Origin of the sequence: Luteibacter sp. 9135 (assembly GCF_000745005.1) — a bacterium.
GTDB lineage: Bacteria > Pseudomonadota > Gammaproteobacteria > Xanthomonadales > Rhodanobacteraceae > Luteibacter.
Map to the genome: position 1 here is coordinate 3,604,995 of NZ_JQNB01000001.1, position 19,172 is coordinate 3,624,166.

A 19,172-nucleotide genomic window follows, 5' to 3' on the forward strand; every position below is an offset into this window, starting at 1 on the left:
CCGCCGACGGCAGTCCCGTGGCCCGACCGGACGTCAACGCCCCAGCGCAGGGTCCGACACGGACGGGCGCCCGTCCTCCCGATGGCCCGCGAACCGTCGAAGGAACAGCGGGTCGGCGTCGCTGGTGGCGGTCAGGTCGTACCAATGGTCGCAGCCGCCGATGTCCCAGTGGCTCTCCACGCGCTGGCCCGGCAGCAACCAGTACCGTCGGGGCACTTCGTCCAGATAGTCGTTGGGCGCGATGGTGACTGCACAGGGGCGGCCGCCGTCGTTGCTGACGACCAAGTGCAGCTCGCCGGCACGTCGGCCGCGGACCAGCGTGACCTCGGGCAGTGCGATGCCAGGGTGGTCGTTGCCCTTGTCGGGCTGCTTGCCGCTGAACTGGCGGAGGAAGCCGTTGGGTCCATGCACTACGAGGTCATAGGCATCGCCGCTGTACGCGCTGGTCCAGTGATCGGACAGTTTCTTGCCGGCTTCCACGGTGTAGGTCCACGGCCCGTCCTTGCGCAGCGACGAGGTGACATGGAAGCACGCGCCCATCGCGCCACGGTTGCCGAAGTCGAGGAGGTAGCGCCCCTGTTCGCGATCGACGCGCCCGGTCACCTCGAGATCGTAGGCCAGCGCACGCGCCGGGCGCTGGCCGCGTTCCTGCCGCGGCAGCCGCTGTTCGCCGGGCGGCACCGGATGGTAGTCGGCATGGGTGGCCTGATCGGGCTCGTAGGCCTTGGTCGGGGGCAGCGACGGCACGCGGCCATCGTGGCCATCGAAGTCGAAGGCACGCGTCAGGTCGCCGCACACAACACGGCGCCATGCCGAGATATTGGGCTCGGCCACGCCGAACCGCTGCTCGAGGAAACGCAGGATCGACGTGTGGTCGTAGGTCTCGGAGCACACCCAGCCGCCCTTGCTCCACGGCGAAATGACCAGCATCGGCACGCGTACGCCGAGGCCATACACGCCGGGATCGAAACCCTTGCCCCCGGGATACACCTCGTTGTCCGCATTCACGGTGGACAGGCCACGGTCGCGCGAGGTCGGCGGATAAGCGGGCACCATGTGGTCGAAGAAGCCGTCGTTCTCGTCGTAGGTGATGAACAGCGCCGTCTTGCTCCACACCTCGGGATTGGACGTCAAGGCGTCCAGCACGCCATCGATGTACCAGGCGCCGTAGTTGGCCGGCCAGCTTGGGTGCTCGGTATAGGCTTCCGGCGCGGCGATCCAGGACACCTGCGGCAGCGTGTCGGCCATGACGTCCTTGCGCAGGATGTCGAACAGCGACTGGCCGGTGGTGGTCTGTGTCCCGGTGCGGGCCTTGTCGTAGAGCGGGTTGCCCGGCTCCGCGTCACGGAACCGGTTGAAATACAGCAGCGAGTTGTCGCCGTAGTTGCCGATGTACGGATTCTTGCCCCAACCCCACTTGCCCGCCGCGTCCAGTCCGGTGCCGATGTCCTGGTAGATTTTCCAGGAAACCCCCGCCGCCTCGAGGCGTTCCGGGTAGGTGGTCCAGCCGTAGCCCTTCTCGTCGTTGGCCAGGACGGGGCCGCCCCCCTGCCCGTCGTTGCCGACGTACCCGGTCCACATGTAGTAACGGTTGGGGTCGGTGGAGGACAGGAGCGAGCAATGATAGGCGTCGCAGAGGGTGAAGGCATCCGCCAGGGCGTAGTGGAAAGGGATGTCTTCCCGGGTGAGGTAGGCCATGGTGGTGGTGCCCTTCGACGGCACCCACTGGTCGTAGCGGCCTGCGTTGAAGGCGGCGTGCGTGTCGTTCCAGCCGTGCGGCAGGTCTTCGATGAACTGCAGCCCCAGGTTGTCCGCCTGCGGGCGGAACGGCAGCACGTAGTCGTCGCTGCCGGCGGTGAGCGGCTGGTGCCAGACGGTGCGGCCGGAAGCCAGCGTGGTCGTCCGCGGGTCGCCGAAGCCGCGCACACCGCGCAGGCTGCCGAAATAATGGTCGAACGAGCGGTTTTCCTGCATGAGGATCACCACGTGCTCGATGTCCTTCAGTGTGCCGGTACGCCGTGCGGCGGGCACGGCCAGGGCTTTCTGGATCGACATCGGCAGTGCCGTCGCCGCCAGGGCGGCGCTTGCGGCACCGAGGGAGAGCTTGAGGAAATGCCGGCGATCAGTCATGCGTATACCCGTGCGCTGGGAAGGGCCCCTTGCGCCGGGTATTGTCGCGATCGGTTGTTACAGTTTTCTCATCCTCAAGGGGGCGATATGGTGGTGCAAGGGCTGGATGCGCATCGGCGCGTCCTGGTGCGCGTGCTGGGACTGCTGGTCGGCGTCGCCGTGATCGGCGTGGGTTCGTATGGCTTCGTCGTCAACCTGCAGACCGACGCGGACCTCACCTTCCTGCGGTTCGCCAAGGACCTGTTCACCGGATTTGCGGCGTTCGCGGCCTTTGGCCTCACTTTTCGCAGCGTCCGTACGGCCGGCTGGACGTTGTCGGCGTCGCTGCTCGTGTACCTTGCCTGGTATTACGCGCTCACACCGGTCGTCAGCCTGCCCTCGGCGCTGTTGCCCCTGGTCATCATGATCATCGCCGCCTATGTGGCGGGACGCAGGGCACTGTGGATCTTCATGGCCGCCACCGAGGTGGTGGTGGTGCTCTCCGCCGCCGTCGAGCTGGCCGGCGCGGAGGCGCCGCTGGACATCGATCCCGCGTTCATCGTCGCGTTCCTTCGCCAGGTCTTCCAGATCGCCCTCGTCGCGGTGCTGGTCGACCGCACGGTCGTGGTGCTGAGCAACGCCCTAGACTTTTCCGATCAGCAGCGGCGCAAGGCGGAACAGCTTTTCGTTCGCCTCGGCGAACAGGCGGAAATCACCATCAGCCTGCAGCGCCAGGTGAGCCGGACCGCCCAGTCCGAGGCGGCGGCGTCGCTAGCGACGGCGGTGTCGCACGACCTGGGCAACCTGCTCAACGTCATCGTCGCCTACGTCGAAAAGGCATGGGGCCATGTACGCCATACGGAGGGGGTGCTGGCCGACTCGTTGAACGGCATCGAGGCCGCCGCGGATCGCGCCGTGCACCTCAACCGGCGCATCACCTCGCTGGCACGCGCCACGCCGCGCCAGGCCACGCCCATCGACCTGGTCACGGTGCTGCCCGGGATCGTGCCCCTGCTCGCCATGACCCTGGGCCAGGCCATCGAACTGCGCGTCGATATCGGGCCCGGCGATCACCGGGTGGCGTTCGACGAGCCGTGCCTGGCCCTGATCCTGCTGAACCTGGCCACCAATGCGCGCGACGCGATCGACGGTCGAGGGGTGGTCGACCTGGCCTGCCGTGCCGACGACGGCCAGTCCGTGTTGATCTTCACCGACAACGGCAAGGGCATCCCGGAATCCCAGCGGCATACGGCTTTCGAACCGTTCTGGACGACGAAAGGCCCGGAGCGCGGCACGGGGCTCGGCCTGTTCAGTGCACGCCAGATGGCGGAATCGCTGGGCGGCCAGTTGGTCCTGGCCCCCTCACCGGACACGGGTGCACGCTTCGAGCTGCGCCTGCGTCGTGCCGATGAGGCTTACGACTCAAGCAGCCCGTAGCCGCTGCCGCGGATGGTGACGATTTCCAGCTTCGGCTCGGTGGTGCGCACCACTTTGCGACGCAGGCGATGGATGAGGACGTCCAGGCGGTGCGGATCGAAATCCGCGGTATTGCCGGTGAGCGATTCGATCAGCGCCTCGCGTTCCACCGGCCGCCCCTGCTCCCGGCGCAGCCGCTGGATGATGGTGCGCTCGGCCTCGGTCAGGGCGATCAACTCGCCATCGGGGCCATGGAGGTACCAGCCCTCCCGATCGGACGCATCGCTGACCACGGTGCCGCCACCGGCGGACGTCGCAGACCACGTCCGCCTCAGCACGGCGTGCAGCGCCGAGGCGAGCAATCCCACGGTCACCGGCTTCATGAGGTAGAGGTCACCCCCCAACTGGAAGGCCGACAGACCGGCGGACTCGATGGGAAGCGCACTGAGCGCCACCATGCCGATCTGCGATCCGCTCGCCCGCAGGTGCTGGATTACCCGTAATCCGCTGCCGCTGGGCAGGTTGACGTCGACCACCAGCAGATCGAAGGCGTCGGCCGTCCATTGCTCGTAGAACTCGGTGGCATCGGGGAACGTGCTCGTGGCGAACCCGTAGCACTCCAGGCCAGGACCGAGCAACTTCTCGCGCAGTTCCTCGTCGTCTTCGATCAATGCAACCCTTGCCAGCACCATCGAACCCCAGGCTACCGAATATGTGCCTTTAAGCTACCCGCACGACGGGTAGAAAGCCACCGCCACCCGAGCGGGTGGCGGTGGCCTGGGGCGTGGCAACGGGTCCGTGGGCCGATTACAGCGTGTACAGCCCCATGGCCGAGAACGACGTACCGGCCGAGATGCCCGAGACCAGCAGGTAGTACGTGCCGGCGGCCGCGTTGGTCAACGTCACCGATTCGTTGTTGCCCACGTGCGCCGAGGTGTACTGGGCCGAGCCCACCGCCGGCGCCGTATCCTTGCTGACCAGCAATGTCACGTCGCCGCTGCCGCCCAGCGTGCGCAGGGTCAGGGCGCGTGCCTTCGACGGCACGACCAGCTTGAACAGCACTTCGGAGATGGTGCCGTCGGCCTGGTACTTCGTCGTCACACCGTTGGACAGCGGCAACGCATCCGCCGCCGGGTCGCTCTGCACCATGGCGCGACTGACGGCCGCATAGGTGTCCAGGATGCCTGCGCCGTAGGCAAGCGTGGGCTGCTGCGGGAAGGAGCGCGCCGTGCGTGCCAGATACGTCTTCACCTGCCCGGGGGTCAGTGGGGTCAACCCGGCCTTGGCGCGGGCGCTGATCATCAGGGCGATCGCTCCGGATACTTCGGGCGTGGCCTGGGAGGTGCCCGCCATGCTGCCGTAGGTCGGCGTCGTCGGCACGGTGGTACCCGCATTGATCGCCGACCACGCGAAACCGGCGGCCACCAGCGTGCCCGACGATGCATCGTTGGCGTAGCCACCGCCGCCGGGGGCCGACAAGGTCACGACCGATCCGTAGTTCGAGTAGAACGCGGGTTTGCCGGTAATGCCGTTGGAGGCCACGGTGATGACCCCGGGGCAGCTGGCCGGACTGGTGGTCGACGCATCCTGCGCACTGTTGCCTGCCGCCACCACGACGGTGACGCCGCGACTGATCGCATCGGCGATCGCCTTGCCCATATCGGTCGATGCATTGCACACACCGTCGCCACCCAGGCTCATGCTGATGACCTGCGCAGGGTGCGTATTGTCGTCCAGTCCGTCGACGTGGCCACCGGCCGCCCAGACGATCGCATCGGTAATGTCCGAGGTGCTGCCACCGCAATGACCGAGCGCGCGCAGCGGCAGGACGCGTGCCTTATAGGCCACGCCGGCCATGCCCACGCCGTTATCGGTCAGCTCCGCCACGTTGCCCATCACGTGCGTGCCATGCCAGGTGCTGTTCTCCGGTGTCACGTTCACGTTGTCCACGCAACCGCCGTTACTGGCCAGGTACGTCGAGCCCGTCGTCCAGTCACCCGTATCCCACGCGCCCTTGGCGCGGCCGTCGGCGGACCGGCCGGACATCAACGCATTGGAGATGAAGTCGTAGCTCTCGTCGGTCAGGCTGGTATCCAGATCCGGATGCTGCGTCGCGCCCGTGTCGATCACGGCCACCACGACGCCGTCACCCTGTGCGAGCGACCACGCCTTGACCGCGTTCGAACCGCCGTAATTGGCGAACGCCTGCGTGTCCTTGCCGATCGTCTCCATCGTGCCGTCGCCGGCGCGGAAGTGCCACTGGTAGGAAAAGCTGGGATCGTTGGGCGTGCCGGTGGTCGCGTCCGCGGGACGCAGGTCGCGGAAGGCATGCATGCGCACGTCCGGCTCGATGGACAAGACCGTGGGATCGGCAGCCACCTGTTTCATGAGTTCGAGCGCGCTCTTGCCGTCGAGCGCCTTGCCGGTGCGCACGACCATGCCGCCGGTAGCGGTGGTGCGGGCATAACGGAAATCGGCCGAGCGCATGGCGCTGGTCATGACCGAGGTCGCCCTGGCATTCATCGCCGATCGCGCGGCGCTGAACGTGCGCACGGCCATGGCCCCCTGTACGGCCGTGCCCGGCTTGAAACGGACGATGAAGCCGTCGATCCGGTCGCTCGCGGCCAGCGGAAGGCTGGCCACTTTCAGCGTCGTATCGACCGCCTGTGCGGACACGTTCGCTGCGAGCACGGACAGCGCGACGCCGCAGATCCACCCCATGGATACCGATCTTTTCACGTGATTTCCCCGTTTTCCGTTCTTTGGATGAGTCATGTTTTTTCCCCCGATGCCCGTTACCAGCCGAAGCTGACACCTACCGTGCCGCTGCTTTCACCGCCGCCCGCGAGCGAACCGCCCACCAGGATCGCGCCGCTGCCGGGCAGCTGGTGCGCGTAACCCACGGCCAGCGCGCTCTGACCGTGATAGCCACCCGCCGCCGCACTCACGCGGTTTTCGGTTCCCGCTGCCGACGCAATGGCGCCGGCCATGCCGCTCATCGCCGCACCCATCGCACCGACCCGGGAAACACGCGTGTCCAACGTGCCCAGGCGTTGCTGCACGCTGTTGGCGAAACCGTTGAAGTCGCTACGGCTCACCATGTCCGCGGCACGCGTGTCGGTATACGCCTTGGCCGAACCCAGCGTCTGCGCGTCGCCGCGATCCGCATAGGTCTGCGCCGCCTGGATCGCCTGGCTGGTGGCCGTGTCGAGCTGACCGCGGTTCACCGCATCGGTGCTGCCCTGCCCTGCGGCCACGTTGGTCACCCGCCGCGTCGCCCCGGCACTGCCCACCGAGACCGTGTTGGCCTGGTCGGCCACGGACCCCGCACCAAGTGCCACGGCATTGGCCGCGGTGACTTGCGCCCCCTGCCCCAGCGCCGTGCCCGACGGGCTCTGCACCGAACTGCTTTCGCCGACGGCGACCGAGCGGGTTGCCGCAGCCGCAATGGTCGCGTTGGCGCCCACCGCCGTGCTCTGGTCCGCGCCGACGATGGCACCGCCGCCGATCGCCGTATCCGACGGACCGACGGCCTTCGAACCGCCGCCGATCGCTGTCGCCTTGTCGCCACCGGCGCTGGCCGTATTGCCCACCGCCACGCTTGTGGATGTCGCCACCGAGGCACCGTTGCCCATCGCCACGCCCGAAGCCGCGCCTGCCGGGCCGGAGCCCATCGAGCCCAAGGCCGTATCCAGCGCGCCGATGGCGCCGGCGATCGTCGTGAAGTCCTGCCCCAGCACCGAGACGTGGAATGCGCCCAGCTGCCCCGCGGAATCGACGAAGGCACCGCCACCGACGACGCCCGCCACCGAGTTCAGCGACTGGGTGAGCTGCCCGCCGCTGGTCGCCTGCTGGTTTCCCACCACGGTGCGCAGCTGTGCCACGTTCACCGCGTCCGTATCCTGCGTACCGGCCGCAACGTTCACGATCTGGCGCTCGTGGCCCGCGCTGCCGACCGAGATCGTATTGTTGCGGTTCGCGATCGCATTGGATCCCAGTGCGACGGCGTCGTCGACGATGCCTGCCGTGCCGACCGGCTGGCTGCTGTCGCCGACCTTCGCGCCCGACCCGATGGCGACGGAACGGCTACCGTTGATCTCGCTATCGGTTCCGATGGCGACATCGCGGGAGAACACCACGGGTGCCTCGTCGCCTTCCGGAATGTTCTGGCGCCACACCATCACGTTGGAGCCGATGGCCACGCTGTAGTCCGCCTGCGCCCAGGCGGCGTTGCCCAGCGCGGCAGCATAGTTACCGGTCGCGTAGCTACCGTTGCCGACGGCCGTCGCGTTTGTTCCATACACCGTGTTGAAGGAGCCCACCGCGGTCGAGCCCTGGCCATGGACCCTGTTACCCGAACCCAGCGCGGTCGCCCAGTCCGCGTTGGCCTCGGTCCGGTCGCCGGCGGCGAACGAGTCGTAGCCCGTGGCAGTGGTGTAGTAGCCCATGGCGATCGAGCGGACGCCCGAGGCCGCCGACATGGCGCCGATGGCGGTCGAGCCGTATTCGGTGGCCTGAGCGCCGCCGCCGAATGCGCTGGAGAGCCGCGCGGTGGCCTGCGTGTTCTGCAGCTGGACGCCCGCGAAGTCTTCGCCCAGCTGGTCCACCAGCACGTCGACCACACCGCCGACGGCCACCGCGGAGCGGTCGTTCGCATACGAACCGGAGCCGACCGCCGTGTTGAAGATGCCGTTGGCCTGCGCGCCTGCGCCCAGCGCGGTCGATGCGAGTCCGTTGGCCTGCGTGGTGGTGGCCGTGCCGAAGACGGGAGCGCCATCGGCCGTCTCGTTACGGCCGCCCAACGCCACCGAGGCCATCCCTGACGCGCTCGCGTTACCGCCCACCGCCACCGCATTCGCGTTCGACGCCGAGGCGCCATAACCGCCGGCGAAGGCGAGCTGTCCGATCGAGGATGCCTGCGCGCCCACGGCAACCGCCCCGTTGCCCAGGGCCAGCGACGAGGAGCCGAGCGCGGACGATTCGCTACCGGAAGCAAATGCCGAACGACCCAGCGCTACCGCGCCGTCGCCATCGGTAACGGCTTGCGACGTATCGTCGGCAGCCGCACCCACACTGAGATACGTGCCGGCGACATGCGTGGCCTGCTGGAGCTGGCCGACGTTCACCGCATCGGTCGTTTCCGTACCGGCGGCGACGTTGACGAGCTGGCGCTCCGCGCCGACATCACCCACCGATACGGTGTTTTCCCGCGAGGCGACCGACGATGCGCCGATCGCCACGGCGTTGACCGCGGTGACCTGCGCTCCCACGCCGACGGCCACGGCATTCATGACGCCTGCGACCGACGACGCCCCCAGCGCCAGTGCGCCCTGCCCGCGGGCCAGCGCGTTGCCGCCCAGCGCCGTGGCATCCTGTCCGTTCGAGATTGCGCTGCCGCCGATGGCCGTGGCGCGGTCGCCACTGGCGAGCGAGCTGTTGCCGTAAGCGGTCGCTTGCTCCCCCGTGGCCGTGGAACCCTGCCCGCAGATCGTGGCATCGGCATTGCCCGATCCCGATGTGTTGGCCGTGCAAGCCGTCTGTGCATTCGCGACGGCTTGCTGCCCCATCGCCAGTGCCAGGGACAACGCCATCACGCTCAGTCGCAGCGTGTTGCCCGATGCACGGGTGTGATCGCCCCGACCGGCCACGTTGCGGCCAGTATCGTTACCAGTACCTTTCATTTCTCGCCCCCGCGAAGTTCGCCCTTGAAGAAGGGCCAACGTTCACAGAACCGACATAGGAATGTCACGCACGGAAGCTCTCGGAACCTCACGGAAGGTCATGGGCACGCGATGCATGCCCATGACCAGGCCGTTGCGAGCCGTTACCAGCCGATCCCCAGCTCCAGGTGCTCCGGATCCGTCTCGATCAGTGTGGAGCTCTGGTCCGACACATCGTCGTAAGCGAAACCATAAGCCTTGCCATCGATCGCGTGCACGTGCCAGAACCGCGAGTAATAGTTGGCCGGCGACGCCTGGTAGAACGACGAAGCATCTTTCCAGCGCGAGGTGTCTTCCATCACGTGCCGATTGAAGGCCGCGCAGATCTGCGCTTCCAGTTGGCCCTCGACACCCCACGGATCGGTCGAGTGCGCCAGGGCACCCTTGCCTTCCAGTACGTCCTGCGTGGTCGGCTTGCCGACGGTGAACACCCTGCCCTCGGCCTCGTCCGGCTCGTGCGTCTGCGCCCAGTTGGTGTGACGGACGCTGAGCACACCGTCGACCACCGATCCCTCGAACTGCTTCGCGCCGATGCTCATCGTGAGGACGTGGTTTTCGTAGTACGCCCACGCCTCGTCGATGTAGCCGTCGAAGTAGTGCTGCTGCGGCTTACCCACGTCGAACGCGGCCTTGCCGGGCGCCAGCAGGCGGATCGGATCGGCCTCGGTCAGCTGGAACTCGGCGGGCACTTCCTGGTTGTACGCGGCGAAGATCTGCGCGCGGGTCTGGGTGATACCCGAAGCGACGTGGCGGGTCTTCTTGCCACCGTAGACATCGAGCGACAGCGGAAGGGAGAACTGGTCCACCTGCGTCGTGTTGATGAAGATGGCGTCGTCGTTCCAGGTCAGTTCGTACCAGTCGTAATGCACCCCGATGTTCGGATCGGTCGCGTTGAGCGGATTGGGACCGGCAAATCCGAGGGAGCCGTCCGCCGCCTTGACGATTTTGATGTACATCGGCTCACCGACCGAGACGAAGATCCGTGCCGAGTCCAGCTTCGGCAGTTTGAGCAACTTCGTCTGCGCCAGCGTGAAGAAGTAATCGGGATAGTTCTGGCCGTTCTTGCTCAGGTGTCCCGCGCCATCGTTGTCTTCGACGCGCACCGGCACCACCGTGCCATCGGGCGTGACCCACGAGAACACCTGCGTCTTCGGGTCGCGGCCGATGATGGCCACGAACACCTTGTCGTCGGGCCAGCGGCCGTGGGTCGTGTTCCGCAGCTGCGTGCCGATGACGCCGGGGTACACGTCGTAGTTGAAGCCCTGCGACGGATCGTCGGTCGGTGTCGTTACCGGTGCCTGCGGCTGCGGCTGGACAACGACCGGCGGCGGCGCCGCATAGACCTCGAACTCCCACAGCGAGATGCCGTAGTCCGTGCTGCGCGCCGTGCTGTAGACCCGCACGTAACGCGCCGTGACCGCGCTGAAGTTCACCCGCTCCACGCCACCCTTGCCCGTGACCGGCGTGGCGGTGGTCGACGTCCAGGTCTGGTCGTCGTTCGACACCTGCACCTCGTACGATATCGAATGGGCACGCTCCCAGCGCAGGATCACGTGATCGAAACGTTTGGCCGCGCCGAGGTCGAGGCGAATCCACGCCGGGTCCGTGAAACTCGAGCCCCAACGCGTGGTGAAGTCGCCATCCACCGCACCCGCGGGTGCCAGGTAGCCATCGTTCTCGTTACCGCTAGAGGTAGCCTTCGCGCCCACCGCCAGGTTGACGCCACCCTGCCCGTCGCCCGGCGTGCCCGGTCCGTCCGGGTTGTCCGGCGTCGTGGGCGGCTGGGGCGTGGTGCCGCCCGTGGGGCCGCCGTTCTGCCATGCTGGCGGATCGAACCCGTCCGTGGAACCCGCGACGGTGAGGGAGGCCAGCGTCGTCTCGGTGGCCAGCCCCTGCGCGCTGATCACCCGCGCCTTGTACGCCACGCCGTTGTCGGCCAGCGACAGGGCGGGCGTGGCATACGTGCCATCAGCGGTGGACGCCACGAAGTCGTCGGTGGGCGTGCCGTCGGCAGCCATCGTGCGGCGGTACCACTGGTAGGACAGCGGACCCACGCCCGTGGCAGTGACGGCGAAGTGCGCCGAACGGCCTACCCCGGCCTTCTGGGCGACGGGAGCGGCCGTCACCACCGGCGCCGAGACGGTCGCACCTGTCACGCAAAGCGCGTGGGAGGGATTGTTCTCGGCCACCAGACGGTTCGGCGTGCCGTCCGATGCCACCTGCCAGGCAAAGGTCGGGTCGGTGCGATCGTTGGTCGAGGTCCAGATGGTCCACGCCGTGGGGAAAGCACCGCTGGACAGATTCGGGCCGGCGACGGCCAGGGCCTCGTCGAGCGTCGGCAACCGCGCGCCGGCCGCCTTGCAGTCGGCCATCGCGTTGGACTGTTTGTACTGCGCGCCCTGGTCGGCAAAGCCACGCTGGGCACGCGCCCACACCAGCCCGCTCAGGCGGTCGAGCACATGGTTGGTGTCCTGCAGCGTATAGCGGTCGTTGTTATCGACGCTGCAGCACGTCGGCGAGTCGTACACCTCGAACTCGTAGAGCGAGTAGCCGTAGGCGCTGGATCGCTTGACGCCCTGCATGCGTACGTAGCGCGCCGACACGCGGGCAAAGGTGTTGTCTTCGGTGCCGCCGAGGCTGGTATCGACGACCAGGGCGTCCTTGAAGCCGGTGTCCTTGTCGTTCGAGTACTGCACGCGATACTGCGATGCGTGGGCCGCTTCCCACTTGAGGACCACGCGGTTGAAGGAGCGCACGGCCCCGAGGTCCACCGTGAGCCAGGCCGCGTCGTTGCCCTGCTCCGACGCCCAGCGGCTGGTCTCGTTACCGTCGACGGCGCCGGCGCTCGGCGTGCCCTGGGCATTCTCCACGCCGCTGGCATAGGTGACCTTCTCGCGGGCGAGGTTGGCACCCGGCGGCGCCAGTATCAGTACCGCCGCCTGGCTGGTCACCGCCGCGGCGTCGCCCGTGATGTTGCTGACGACGACGGTGTAGCGACCCACGTCGGCCTGGCCCACGGCGGCGAGGGTAAGCGTGGCGGCATCGTCACCCACCGGCGATCCGTCGTGCAGCCAGGTGTAATGGAACGGCGCGGTGCCCGCGACGGCCACGGTGAATTGGGCAGGCTGACCCGGGTTGGCACGCACGTTGCCCGGCTGCGCCGTGATCACCGGCGGACGCGCCGCGTTGACGGTCAACGTCGCCGGAGCGCTCGGCACGCTGCCCAGCGGATTGGTCACCACCACGGCGTAATCCACGTTGCCGTCGGCCGCGGTGAGTACCGGGGTGTCGTAGGTGGACGCAGTGGCCCCCGGGATGGCGGCGCTGCCCTTCATCCACTGGTAGGTGACCTTCGGCGAGCCCACTGCCGCCACACTGAAGTGCGCCTGCTGGCCCACGTCCACCGACTGGGCCGCCGGCTGCTGGGTGATGCTTACCTGCCGTGCCGGGAACACGCGCAGGGCGGCCGGCGTGGACTCGCTATCCCCTTGCGCGTTGTGGACGACGACGGTGTACGTCGTGGCGTCATCGGCCTGCGTGGTGGCCGGCGTGTCCAGGATCGCCGCGTTCGCGGACGGCATCACCTGGCCGTTCTTCTTCCACGTGAAGGTCAGCGGCGGCGCGCCGGTGGCGGTTACCGAGAAATGCCCGGCAAAGCCCGCGGTCACCTGGTCCTCGACGGGGTTGGCGATGATCGACGGCGGTCCGGAGGCGCCCGACGACGGCTGCGGCACACCGACGATGTCGAACGAGGCGGAACCCGCCGCCAGGCCTGCCGCGCTCGCGGTGACCGTGACGGTGCCGGTAGCGAACCGCGTGCGCAACGCGATTTTCTGCAAGCCACCCTCGAACTTCAGCTCGTGATCGCCGGGCGCGTGGTAGCCGTGCACCGGCTCCTGGCTGCCGTCGGCGTTGGTGGTGTGGCCGCCGGCCCAGTCCACCAGCTGCTGCGTGCCGCCCTGGTAGGACACCAGCGACGCCCCGCTGGTGACGTCGAACGTGACATTGACGTCGGCACCTTCCGGCACCACCACCCCATCCTTGTCGACCACGCGCGCCTCGATAAAAGCGGCATCCGACCCATTGGCCGTGATGGCGAACGCGGTGCCGTCGGGGCGCACCACCGCCGGTACGACGCGCAGCGCGATGTGGTCCGCCTTGCCGGCGGTGGTCAGACTGTCCTGCACCGGCGCGCCCTGGGCGTCGGCCACCGTGTTGCCCAGCGCATCGATGCACTGCGCGGTGGCCGTGCCGGACTGCCACGGGAGGTTCCAGTGCACCTGGCCGGGCAGTTTCGTGGTGCCCTGTGCCTGCGCCGTGCCGATGATGTGGCCGGTCTGCGGATCGGTGCCGGTGTTCTCGACGTTGTAGCTCTGCTCGTCGATGCTGTCCCAGGTGTTGGGCTTCTGGTCCGCGCCCTGCGGCACGCCGTTGACCAGCAGCCGCACCGCGGGGCAGTTCGAAAACGCATTGACCTGCACATCGCCCGAGCGGTTCCAGTGATGGGCGAGCTTGACCACCGGCCTGATCGCGTACGGCACCCATACGGACTGGTAGATGTAGTAAAGCAGGCGCGGGTAGCGGTTCTGGTCGACCATCGAGCTGCCGATGGAGCGCACGTTGTGTACGAACGCCTTTCGGCCGTTCGCGTCGAGGGTGAAGTGCGTGGCGTCTTCCGTGCCTTCGGAAAACTCGATCGTCTCCCCCGGCGTATCGGCGAAGTACCACTGCGCCATGCCGAACGTACCGGCCTTGCGGGCCTGCGAATACGGGACGAGGTAGTTCAGCGCAAAGGCCAGTTCGTAGTCGAACGCATGGCGCCGCGAGCCATAGCCCCAGTACTCGGCTCCCCACGCGGGCTTGTTCGGGAACTGGGTCGCGTGCAGGTAGGTTTCGCAACCGGCCTTCGAGCAACTCAGGATGTCGCCGTTGTTGGCATCGGGCGAGCGGTCGGCCGCAGCACGCGGGGCGATGGCGTCCCACGTGCGCGCCAGCGTGCGCAGCTCCTGGGCGAACGGCGTGTACATCTTGCCGTTGTTCGACTCCCAGGCCAGGATGGACGGATGGCTGCGATCGCGAATGACGATGTCGCGGTGGAGCTCGCGTTTCAGCGTCCACATGTTCGTGCACGGGGTGTTGCCGGCCGCGCAGGGGTCGGAAAAACCGTTCTCGCCATCGCCACTGGGCTGCACGATGAACACGCCGAGCGCATCGGCCGCCTCGACGAACTCGGGGCTGGACGGCGAATGGCCCGGACGCCACAGGTTGCCGCCGGCCGCCGCCAGCTGCTGGAGGTCACGCCATTGCTGCTCCTCGGGCACGGACGATCCCAGGGCCGGATAGTCGTAGCGGCCCGACGCGCCCCAGGTGTATTGCTTCTTGCCGTTGACGTACGGGAAATCCTTGTCCCAGGTGATGATGCGGATACCCAATGAGCTTTGCTTCGAATCCACCACGGCGCCGTCGATGCTCACCGTATGCACCACCTTGTAGAGGTACGGCCGGCCATCGGGCGAGTTGTTCGGGAACCACAGCGTCGGGTTGGCGATCATCAACGTCTCGTCGAACACCGGCGTGGCATCGCCCGGCACCACGTGCGCGGCCAGCGTCTTGTCCTGCTGCTCGCTGACGATCACATTGCCGTTCGCGTCCACGATCTGCGTCGTGAGCGTCACCGTGGCCGGCGTGTCGCGATCGTTGACCACATTGGTCTGCACGCGTATCAAGGCGGTTTTGTGGTCGGCACTGAGCGACTGCGTGCCGACGTACGTGCCCCACGTGTTCTGTCCTGCGTACACGTTCTCCGGGATATGCACGAGGTTGGTGACATGCAGCCGGACCGGCCGGAACAGGCCCGCTTCCGACTGGCCGAAGCGGAACGCCCCGGAAAAGCCGGGGTCCTGGAAGAACCCGCCGCCACCGCGACTCACCTTCACCGCGATAACGTCGGTGCCGTCGTACCGGAGCAACCCCGTCAGGTCGACGATGTGCGGCACGAAGCCGACGACGTGCGTCGCGTTGGCGTCGATCTGCCCCGTCTGGTTGAGCACGCCGGTGCCCGGGACGAACTGCCCGTTGACGTACACACGGTCGCCCGTGTGGGCGCCCTCGAACTCGACCATGACCTTGCGGCCGCGGTAAGACGCACTGTCCTTCAACGTGGTGCGGTACCAGCTGGTCTCACCGTCCAGGCTGCCCTGGCCGCCGCCGGACTCCTGGTTGATGAACGTGGTGAAGTCGTTGGCGGCATGGGGAATGCCCACCGTCTCCCACGCCGTATCGTCGAAGGTGGGTGCGGCACCGGCATCGCCCCCCGGGACCGCGGCATGGCCGCTCTGGTTCGCGTATTGCTTGATGTATTTCCAAGGCTGCGCGCCGAGGTCCAGGTCGAGCCGGTCGGAGGGCACGACCGTGGTCGCGTTGGCCGTCGTTGCCAGGCAGAGCGCGGCGACGAGCGCGGCCAGCCGTCGATGCCGCGCACGCGTGCGCGCCGCTACGGAGTGAGTCGTCATGCCTGGGATCCCCTGTGGTCGACCCCAGGCGGATCATGGCGACGGCCGTGACCTTGCGCGTGTTGTCTGACAAATATGATGGCACCAATGAAACGGGGTGCTCAATACGGCACAGGGGTCCCCACAGCGCTTATTTCGACCGACGTTCTTCATCCGCGAACTGCGTCACACATGGGTCGCCGCGGCGACCATGTCAGGCTTCGTCGAACGGCCGTCTTCCGAGCGATTCGACGACGTGATCGACAAAGCAGGTGATGCGCGCGGAAAGGGAGGTGTTCCGGTAGTAGACGGCGTTGACCGGTTGCCGCACATCCAGCGACGCGCGACCGAACAAGGGCACGAGCCGGCCTGCCCCACGATCGTCGCGGGTCATGAAGTCCGACAGGCAGACGATGCCTACACCGGCGAGCGCGAGCTGGCGCAGGGTCTCGCCGCTGGACGAGGCGACGGTCGGCGTGATGTGCACGACGGCACCGCCCGTGTCACGAAGCGGCCAGTCGTTGAGCGACTCGGGTTGGTTGAAGCCCAGCAGCACGTGCCCGTCGAGCTGGGCCGGCCGGGTCGGCACGCCATGGCGTGCCAGGTAGGCCGGACTGGCCAGCACGCGAAGACGACTGTGGCCGATGGGTCGGGCGTGCAGGCTCGAGTCCTTGAGCGGGCCGATGCGGAAGGCGACGTCGGTGCGCTTTTCCAGCAGGTCGGTGATGCCCTCGTTGGAATGCAGCTCCAGTTCGACATCCGGGTAGCGCTCGCGAAAGGCCGGTACCAGGGGCACGATGACGTGGAGCATGAACGGCGTCGCGGCATCCACGCGCAGACGTCCGGACGGCCGCAGGCGACGTGCCGACATCTGCTCCTCGGCCATGTCCACCGAGGCGAGGATCGCGCGTGCGCTCTGCAGGAACGCCGCCCCTTCCTCGGTCAGCTCCAGGCGCCTGGTGGTGCGCCGGAGCAAGGTGGTCTCGAGCTTGGCCTCCAGGCGCGCCAGCGTGCGGCTGGTCGCCGAGACGACCTGCCCCAGCCGTTCCGCGGCGGCCGTCATCGAACCGGCATCGACCACGGCCACGAAGACGGCGAGTTCGTCGAGGGTCGTCTTCATTTTTCACCTTGCAGGAAAAGTCATTCCCTTATAACCCGCTTATTCCGCAAGGGTAAACGGCCCACACTCGCCTCCTTTCCGCCTGACGAGGAGCACGCCGTGGCGACCGTTTCCCCTGCCGATCCGCTTTTTGCACCCCATGTGCTGGGCGATCTGTCCCTGCCCAACCGCATCGTCATGCCGCCGATGACCCGCTCGCGTGCGAGCCAGCCCGGCGACGTACCCGGCCCGCTCATGGCCGAGTACTACGCCCAGCGTGCCAGCGCGGGGCTGATCGTCAGCGAGGGCACCTGGGTCTCGCCGCTGGGCAAGGGCTACGCATGGACGCCGGGTATCCACACCCCCGCCCAGATGGACGGCTGGCGTCGCGTGACCGATGCGGTGCACGACGCCGGCGGGCGCATCTTCGCGCAGCTGTGGCATGTCGGGCGGCTGAGTCACACCCGGCTCCTCGACGGGCACGCCCCGGTGTCGTCGACCGGCCGCGCAGCCGACGGCGTGAACGTGTTCGTCGCCGCCGACGACGGCACGCCGGGCTTCGTGCAGGCCTCGGTACCGCGGGCGCTGGCGACGGACGAGATCGCCGGCGTCGTCGACGCGTTTCGCGTTGCCGCCCGCCATGCCGTGGAAGCCGGTTTCGACGGGGTGGAACTGCATGCGGCCAACGGCTACCTCGTCAACCAGTTCATCGACTCGGGCGCGAACGACCGGACCGACCGCTACGGCGGCTCGCTGGATAATCGCCTGCGCTTCCTGCGCGAAGTGACCGAAGCAATGATCGAAGGCGTGGGCCACGCAGGCCGCGTCGGCGTGCGCCTGGCGCCGCTGACCACGTTGAACGGCTGCGTCGACGAGGATCCGCAAACGACCTACCTGGCGGCGGCACACGTGCTCGATGCGCTCGGCGTGGCGTACATCCACATTGCGGAGGCGGACTGGGACGACGCCCCCGTCATGCCGATGGCTTTCAAACAGAAGCTGCGCGAGACGTTCTCCGGCACATTGATCTACGCGGGCATGTACACGCCCGAACGGGCCCGTGTTGCGCTCGCCGAAGGCTGGGCCGACCTCATCGCGTTCGGCCGGCCGTTCGTCGCCAATCCCGACCTGCCGGCACGCCTCCGTATCGGTGCGCCGCTGGCCAGCCATGACCGGGCGACCCTGTTCGGCGGCGGCGCGCACGGGCTGACCGATTACCCGGCCATGGGTTCAACCGGCTGAGCCTGGGAAGAGGGCGATGAACGCCGCGACGCCAACCCGCCGCCTTGGTCCTCGTGGCGTTCGCGTGGTCCAATGCGGCGACGTCAGCGTGCTCCGCCATCACGACCAAGGACCTTCCATGCGCAAGCTCACCCTGCTCCTCGGCCTGGCCCTCGCCGCACCGGCCGCCTTCGCAACAGAGGACGTCTCCGTCGGCCCGCAGTACGACACCACCCATGTCTATGTGGCCCCGGCGGATGTCGATGCGTTCGTGCAAAGCTTCGCGACCACCTTCGGCGGCAAGTCGACCCGGCAAGGCATCGCCACCGTGACCCCGACGCCGTCGAGCACCTCGACCCAGCTGGTGCAGACACCGGTCGGCTCGATTTCCGTGTTCGGCTTCCGCACGCCGGTGCCCTACCCGTTCGGGCAGGAACGCACGGGCTATCTGGTTACCGATGTCGACAAGGCGGTGGTGGCGGCCAATGCACACGGCGCGGCCACCCTTGTCGCACCCTTCGACGATCCGATCGGACGGGACGCGGTGGTTACCTGGCCCGGTGGCGTCAACATGCAGCTGTACTGGCACACGACCAAACCGAACTACCCGGCGCTGGAGCATGTTCCGGAGAATCGTATCTACCTGCCACCGCAGAGTGCGGACGCCTTCATCAAGGCGTTCGTGGCGTTCGCGCACGGCAAGGTCGACGCCGACGAGACGGCACCGGGGACCGAGGTCGGGCAGAAGGACGGCACGTACCGTCGCGTGCGGTTGTCGTCGCGGTTTGGCAAAGCGGCCGTGCTGGTCACCCACGGGCAGATCGCCTGGCCGTATGGGACGGAGATGACGGGGTATGAGGTCGGCGACCTGGATGCCACGCTGCAGCGGGCGCGGGTCTCAGGGGCCAAGGTGGTGGTGGATGCGCACGCGGAAGGCAAGCGCCGGGCGGCGATGATCCAGTTTCCCGGTGGGTATGTGGCTGAGGTGCATACCGCGGGACAGTGAGCCGCTGGATAAAGCGAGCGGCCTGGTCCAGACGACCGGCTTACTTGCCGGCGCGCTTCTGTAGATTTGCCAGCAACGCCTTGTCGAGGCTGGCCGCCACGCCGACGCTG

Annotated in this window: 9 protein-coding genes; 3 read left to right on the forward strand and 6 right to left on the reverse strand. The window is 67.6% G+C overall.

The genetic code is table 11. The features are described from left to right. Positions 1-33: 33 nt before the first annotated feature. Complete coding sequence (locus FA89_RS15185) at positions 34-2,130, reverse strand: phosphocholine-specific phospholipase C (RefSeq protein ID WP_036141789.1); 2,097 nt, start codon at positions 2,128-2,130, stop codon at positions 34-36. Between the two features lie 87 nt (positions 2,131-2,217). On the opposite strand from FA89_RS15185, the gene FA89_RS15190 reads away from it, so the two are divergent. Further along, positions 2,218-3,546: a sensor histidine kinase gene (locus tag FA89_RS15190; protein WP_036141792.1), complete on the forward strand. Its 1,329-nt coding sequence runs from the start codon at positions 2,218-2,220 to the stop codon at positions 3,544-3,546. On the opposite strand, the gene FA89_RS15195 is transcribed toward FA89_RS15190, so the two are convergent. From FA89_RS15195 to FA89_RS15215, 5 genes are all read right to left on the reverse strand, one after another. Then, positions 3,525-4,196, reverse strand: coding sequence for a response regulator transcription factor (locus tag FA89_RS15195; RefSeq protein ID WP_221174317.1), 672 nt, complete (start codon positions 4,194-4,196; stop codon positions 3,525-3,527). The two genes, FA89_RS15190 and FA89_RS15195, sit on opposite strands and share 22 nt — an antisense overlap. A 136-nt stretch (positions 4,197-4,332) precedes the next feature. Beyond that, on the reverse strand, positions 4,333-6,246 hold the full coding sequence (locus tag FA89_RS15200) for a S8 family serine peptidase (RefSeq protein WP_036141798.1): 1,914 nt from the start codon (positions 6,244-6,246) through the stop codon (positions 4,333-4,335). Between the two features lie 74 nt (positions 6,247-6,320). Continuing rightward, positions 6,321-9,206, reverse strand: coding sequence for a YadA-like family protein (locus FA89_RS15205; protein WP_081916649.1), 2,886 nt, complete (start codon positions 9,204-9,206; stop codon positions 6,321-6,323). 143 nt (positions 9,207-9,349) lie between these two features. Then, positions 9,350-15,757 (reverse strand): beta-1,3-glucanase family protein, encoded by a 6,408-nt coding sequence (locus FA89_RS15210; RefSeq protein ID WP_051938845.1) that lies wholly within the window; start codon positions 15,755-15,757, stop codon positions 9,350-9,352. Positions 15,758-15,950: 193 nt separating this feature from the next. Beyond that, positions 15,951-16,856 carry a LysR family transcriptional regulator gene (locus FA89_RS15215; protein WP_036141801.1) on the reverse strand — a complete coding sequence of 302 codons (906 nt, stop codon included), beginning with the start codon at positions 16,854-16,856 and terminating at the stop codon, positions 15,951-15,953. Between the two features lie 99 nt (positions 16,857-16,955). Here FA89_RS15215 and FA89_RS15220 point away from each other — a divergent pair, with 99 nt between their 5' ends. Both FA89_RS15220 and FA89_RS15225 read left to right on the forward strand, forming a co-directional pair. Next, entirely contained in the window at positions 16,956-18,077 is a 1,122-nt protein-coding gene (locus FA89_RS15220; protein ID WP_036141803.1) for an alkene reductase, read from the forward strand. A 118-nt stretch (positions 18,078-18,195) separates the two neighbouring features. Beyond that, entirely contained in the window at positions 18,196-19,062 is an 867-nt protein-coding gene (locus FA89_RS15225) for a hypothetical protein (RefSeq protein WP_036141805.1), read from the forward strand. Positions 19,063-19,172: the final 110 nt, after the last annotated feature.

Bases quoted from the DNA above. Each gene is read 5' to 3' on its own strand.
- FA89_RS15185 (WP_036141789.1), bottom strand. From the start codon at position 2,130: ATGACTGATCGCCGGCATTTCCTCAAGCTCTCCCTCGGTGCCGCAAGC.
- FA89_RS15190 (WP_036141792.1), top strand. From the start codon at position 2,218: ATGGTGGTGCAAGGGCTGGATGCGCATCGGCGCGTCCTGGTGCGCGTG.
- FA89_RS15200 (WP_036141798.1), bottom strand. From the start codon at position 6,246: ATGGGGTGGATCTGCGGCGTCGCGCTGTCCGTGCTCGCAGCGAACGTG.
- FA89_RS15205 (WP_081916649.1), bottom strand. From the start codon at position 9,206: ATGAAAGGTACTGGTAACGATACTGGCCGCAACGTGGCCGGTCGGGGC.
- FA89_RS15210 (WP_051938845.1), bottom strand. From the start codon at position 15,757: ATGACGACTCACTCCGTAGCGGCGCGCACGCGTGCGCGGCATCGACGG.
- FA89_RS15215 (WP_036141801.1), bottom strand. From the start codon at position 16,856: ATGAAGACGACCCTCGACGAACTCGCCGTCTTCGTGGCCGTGGTCGAT.
- FA89_RS15225 (WP_036141805.1), top strand. From the start codon at position 18,196: ATGCGCAAGCTCACCCTGCTCCTCGGCCTGGCCCTCGCCGCACCGGCC.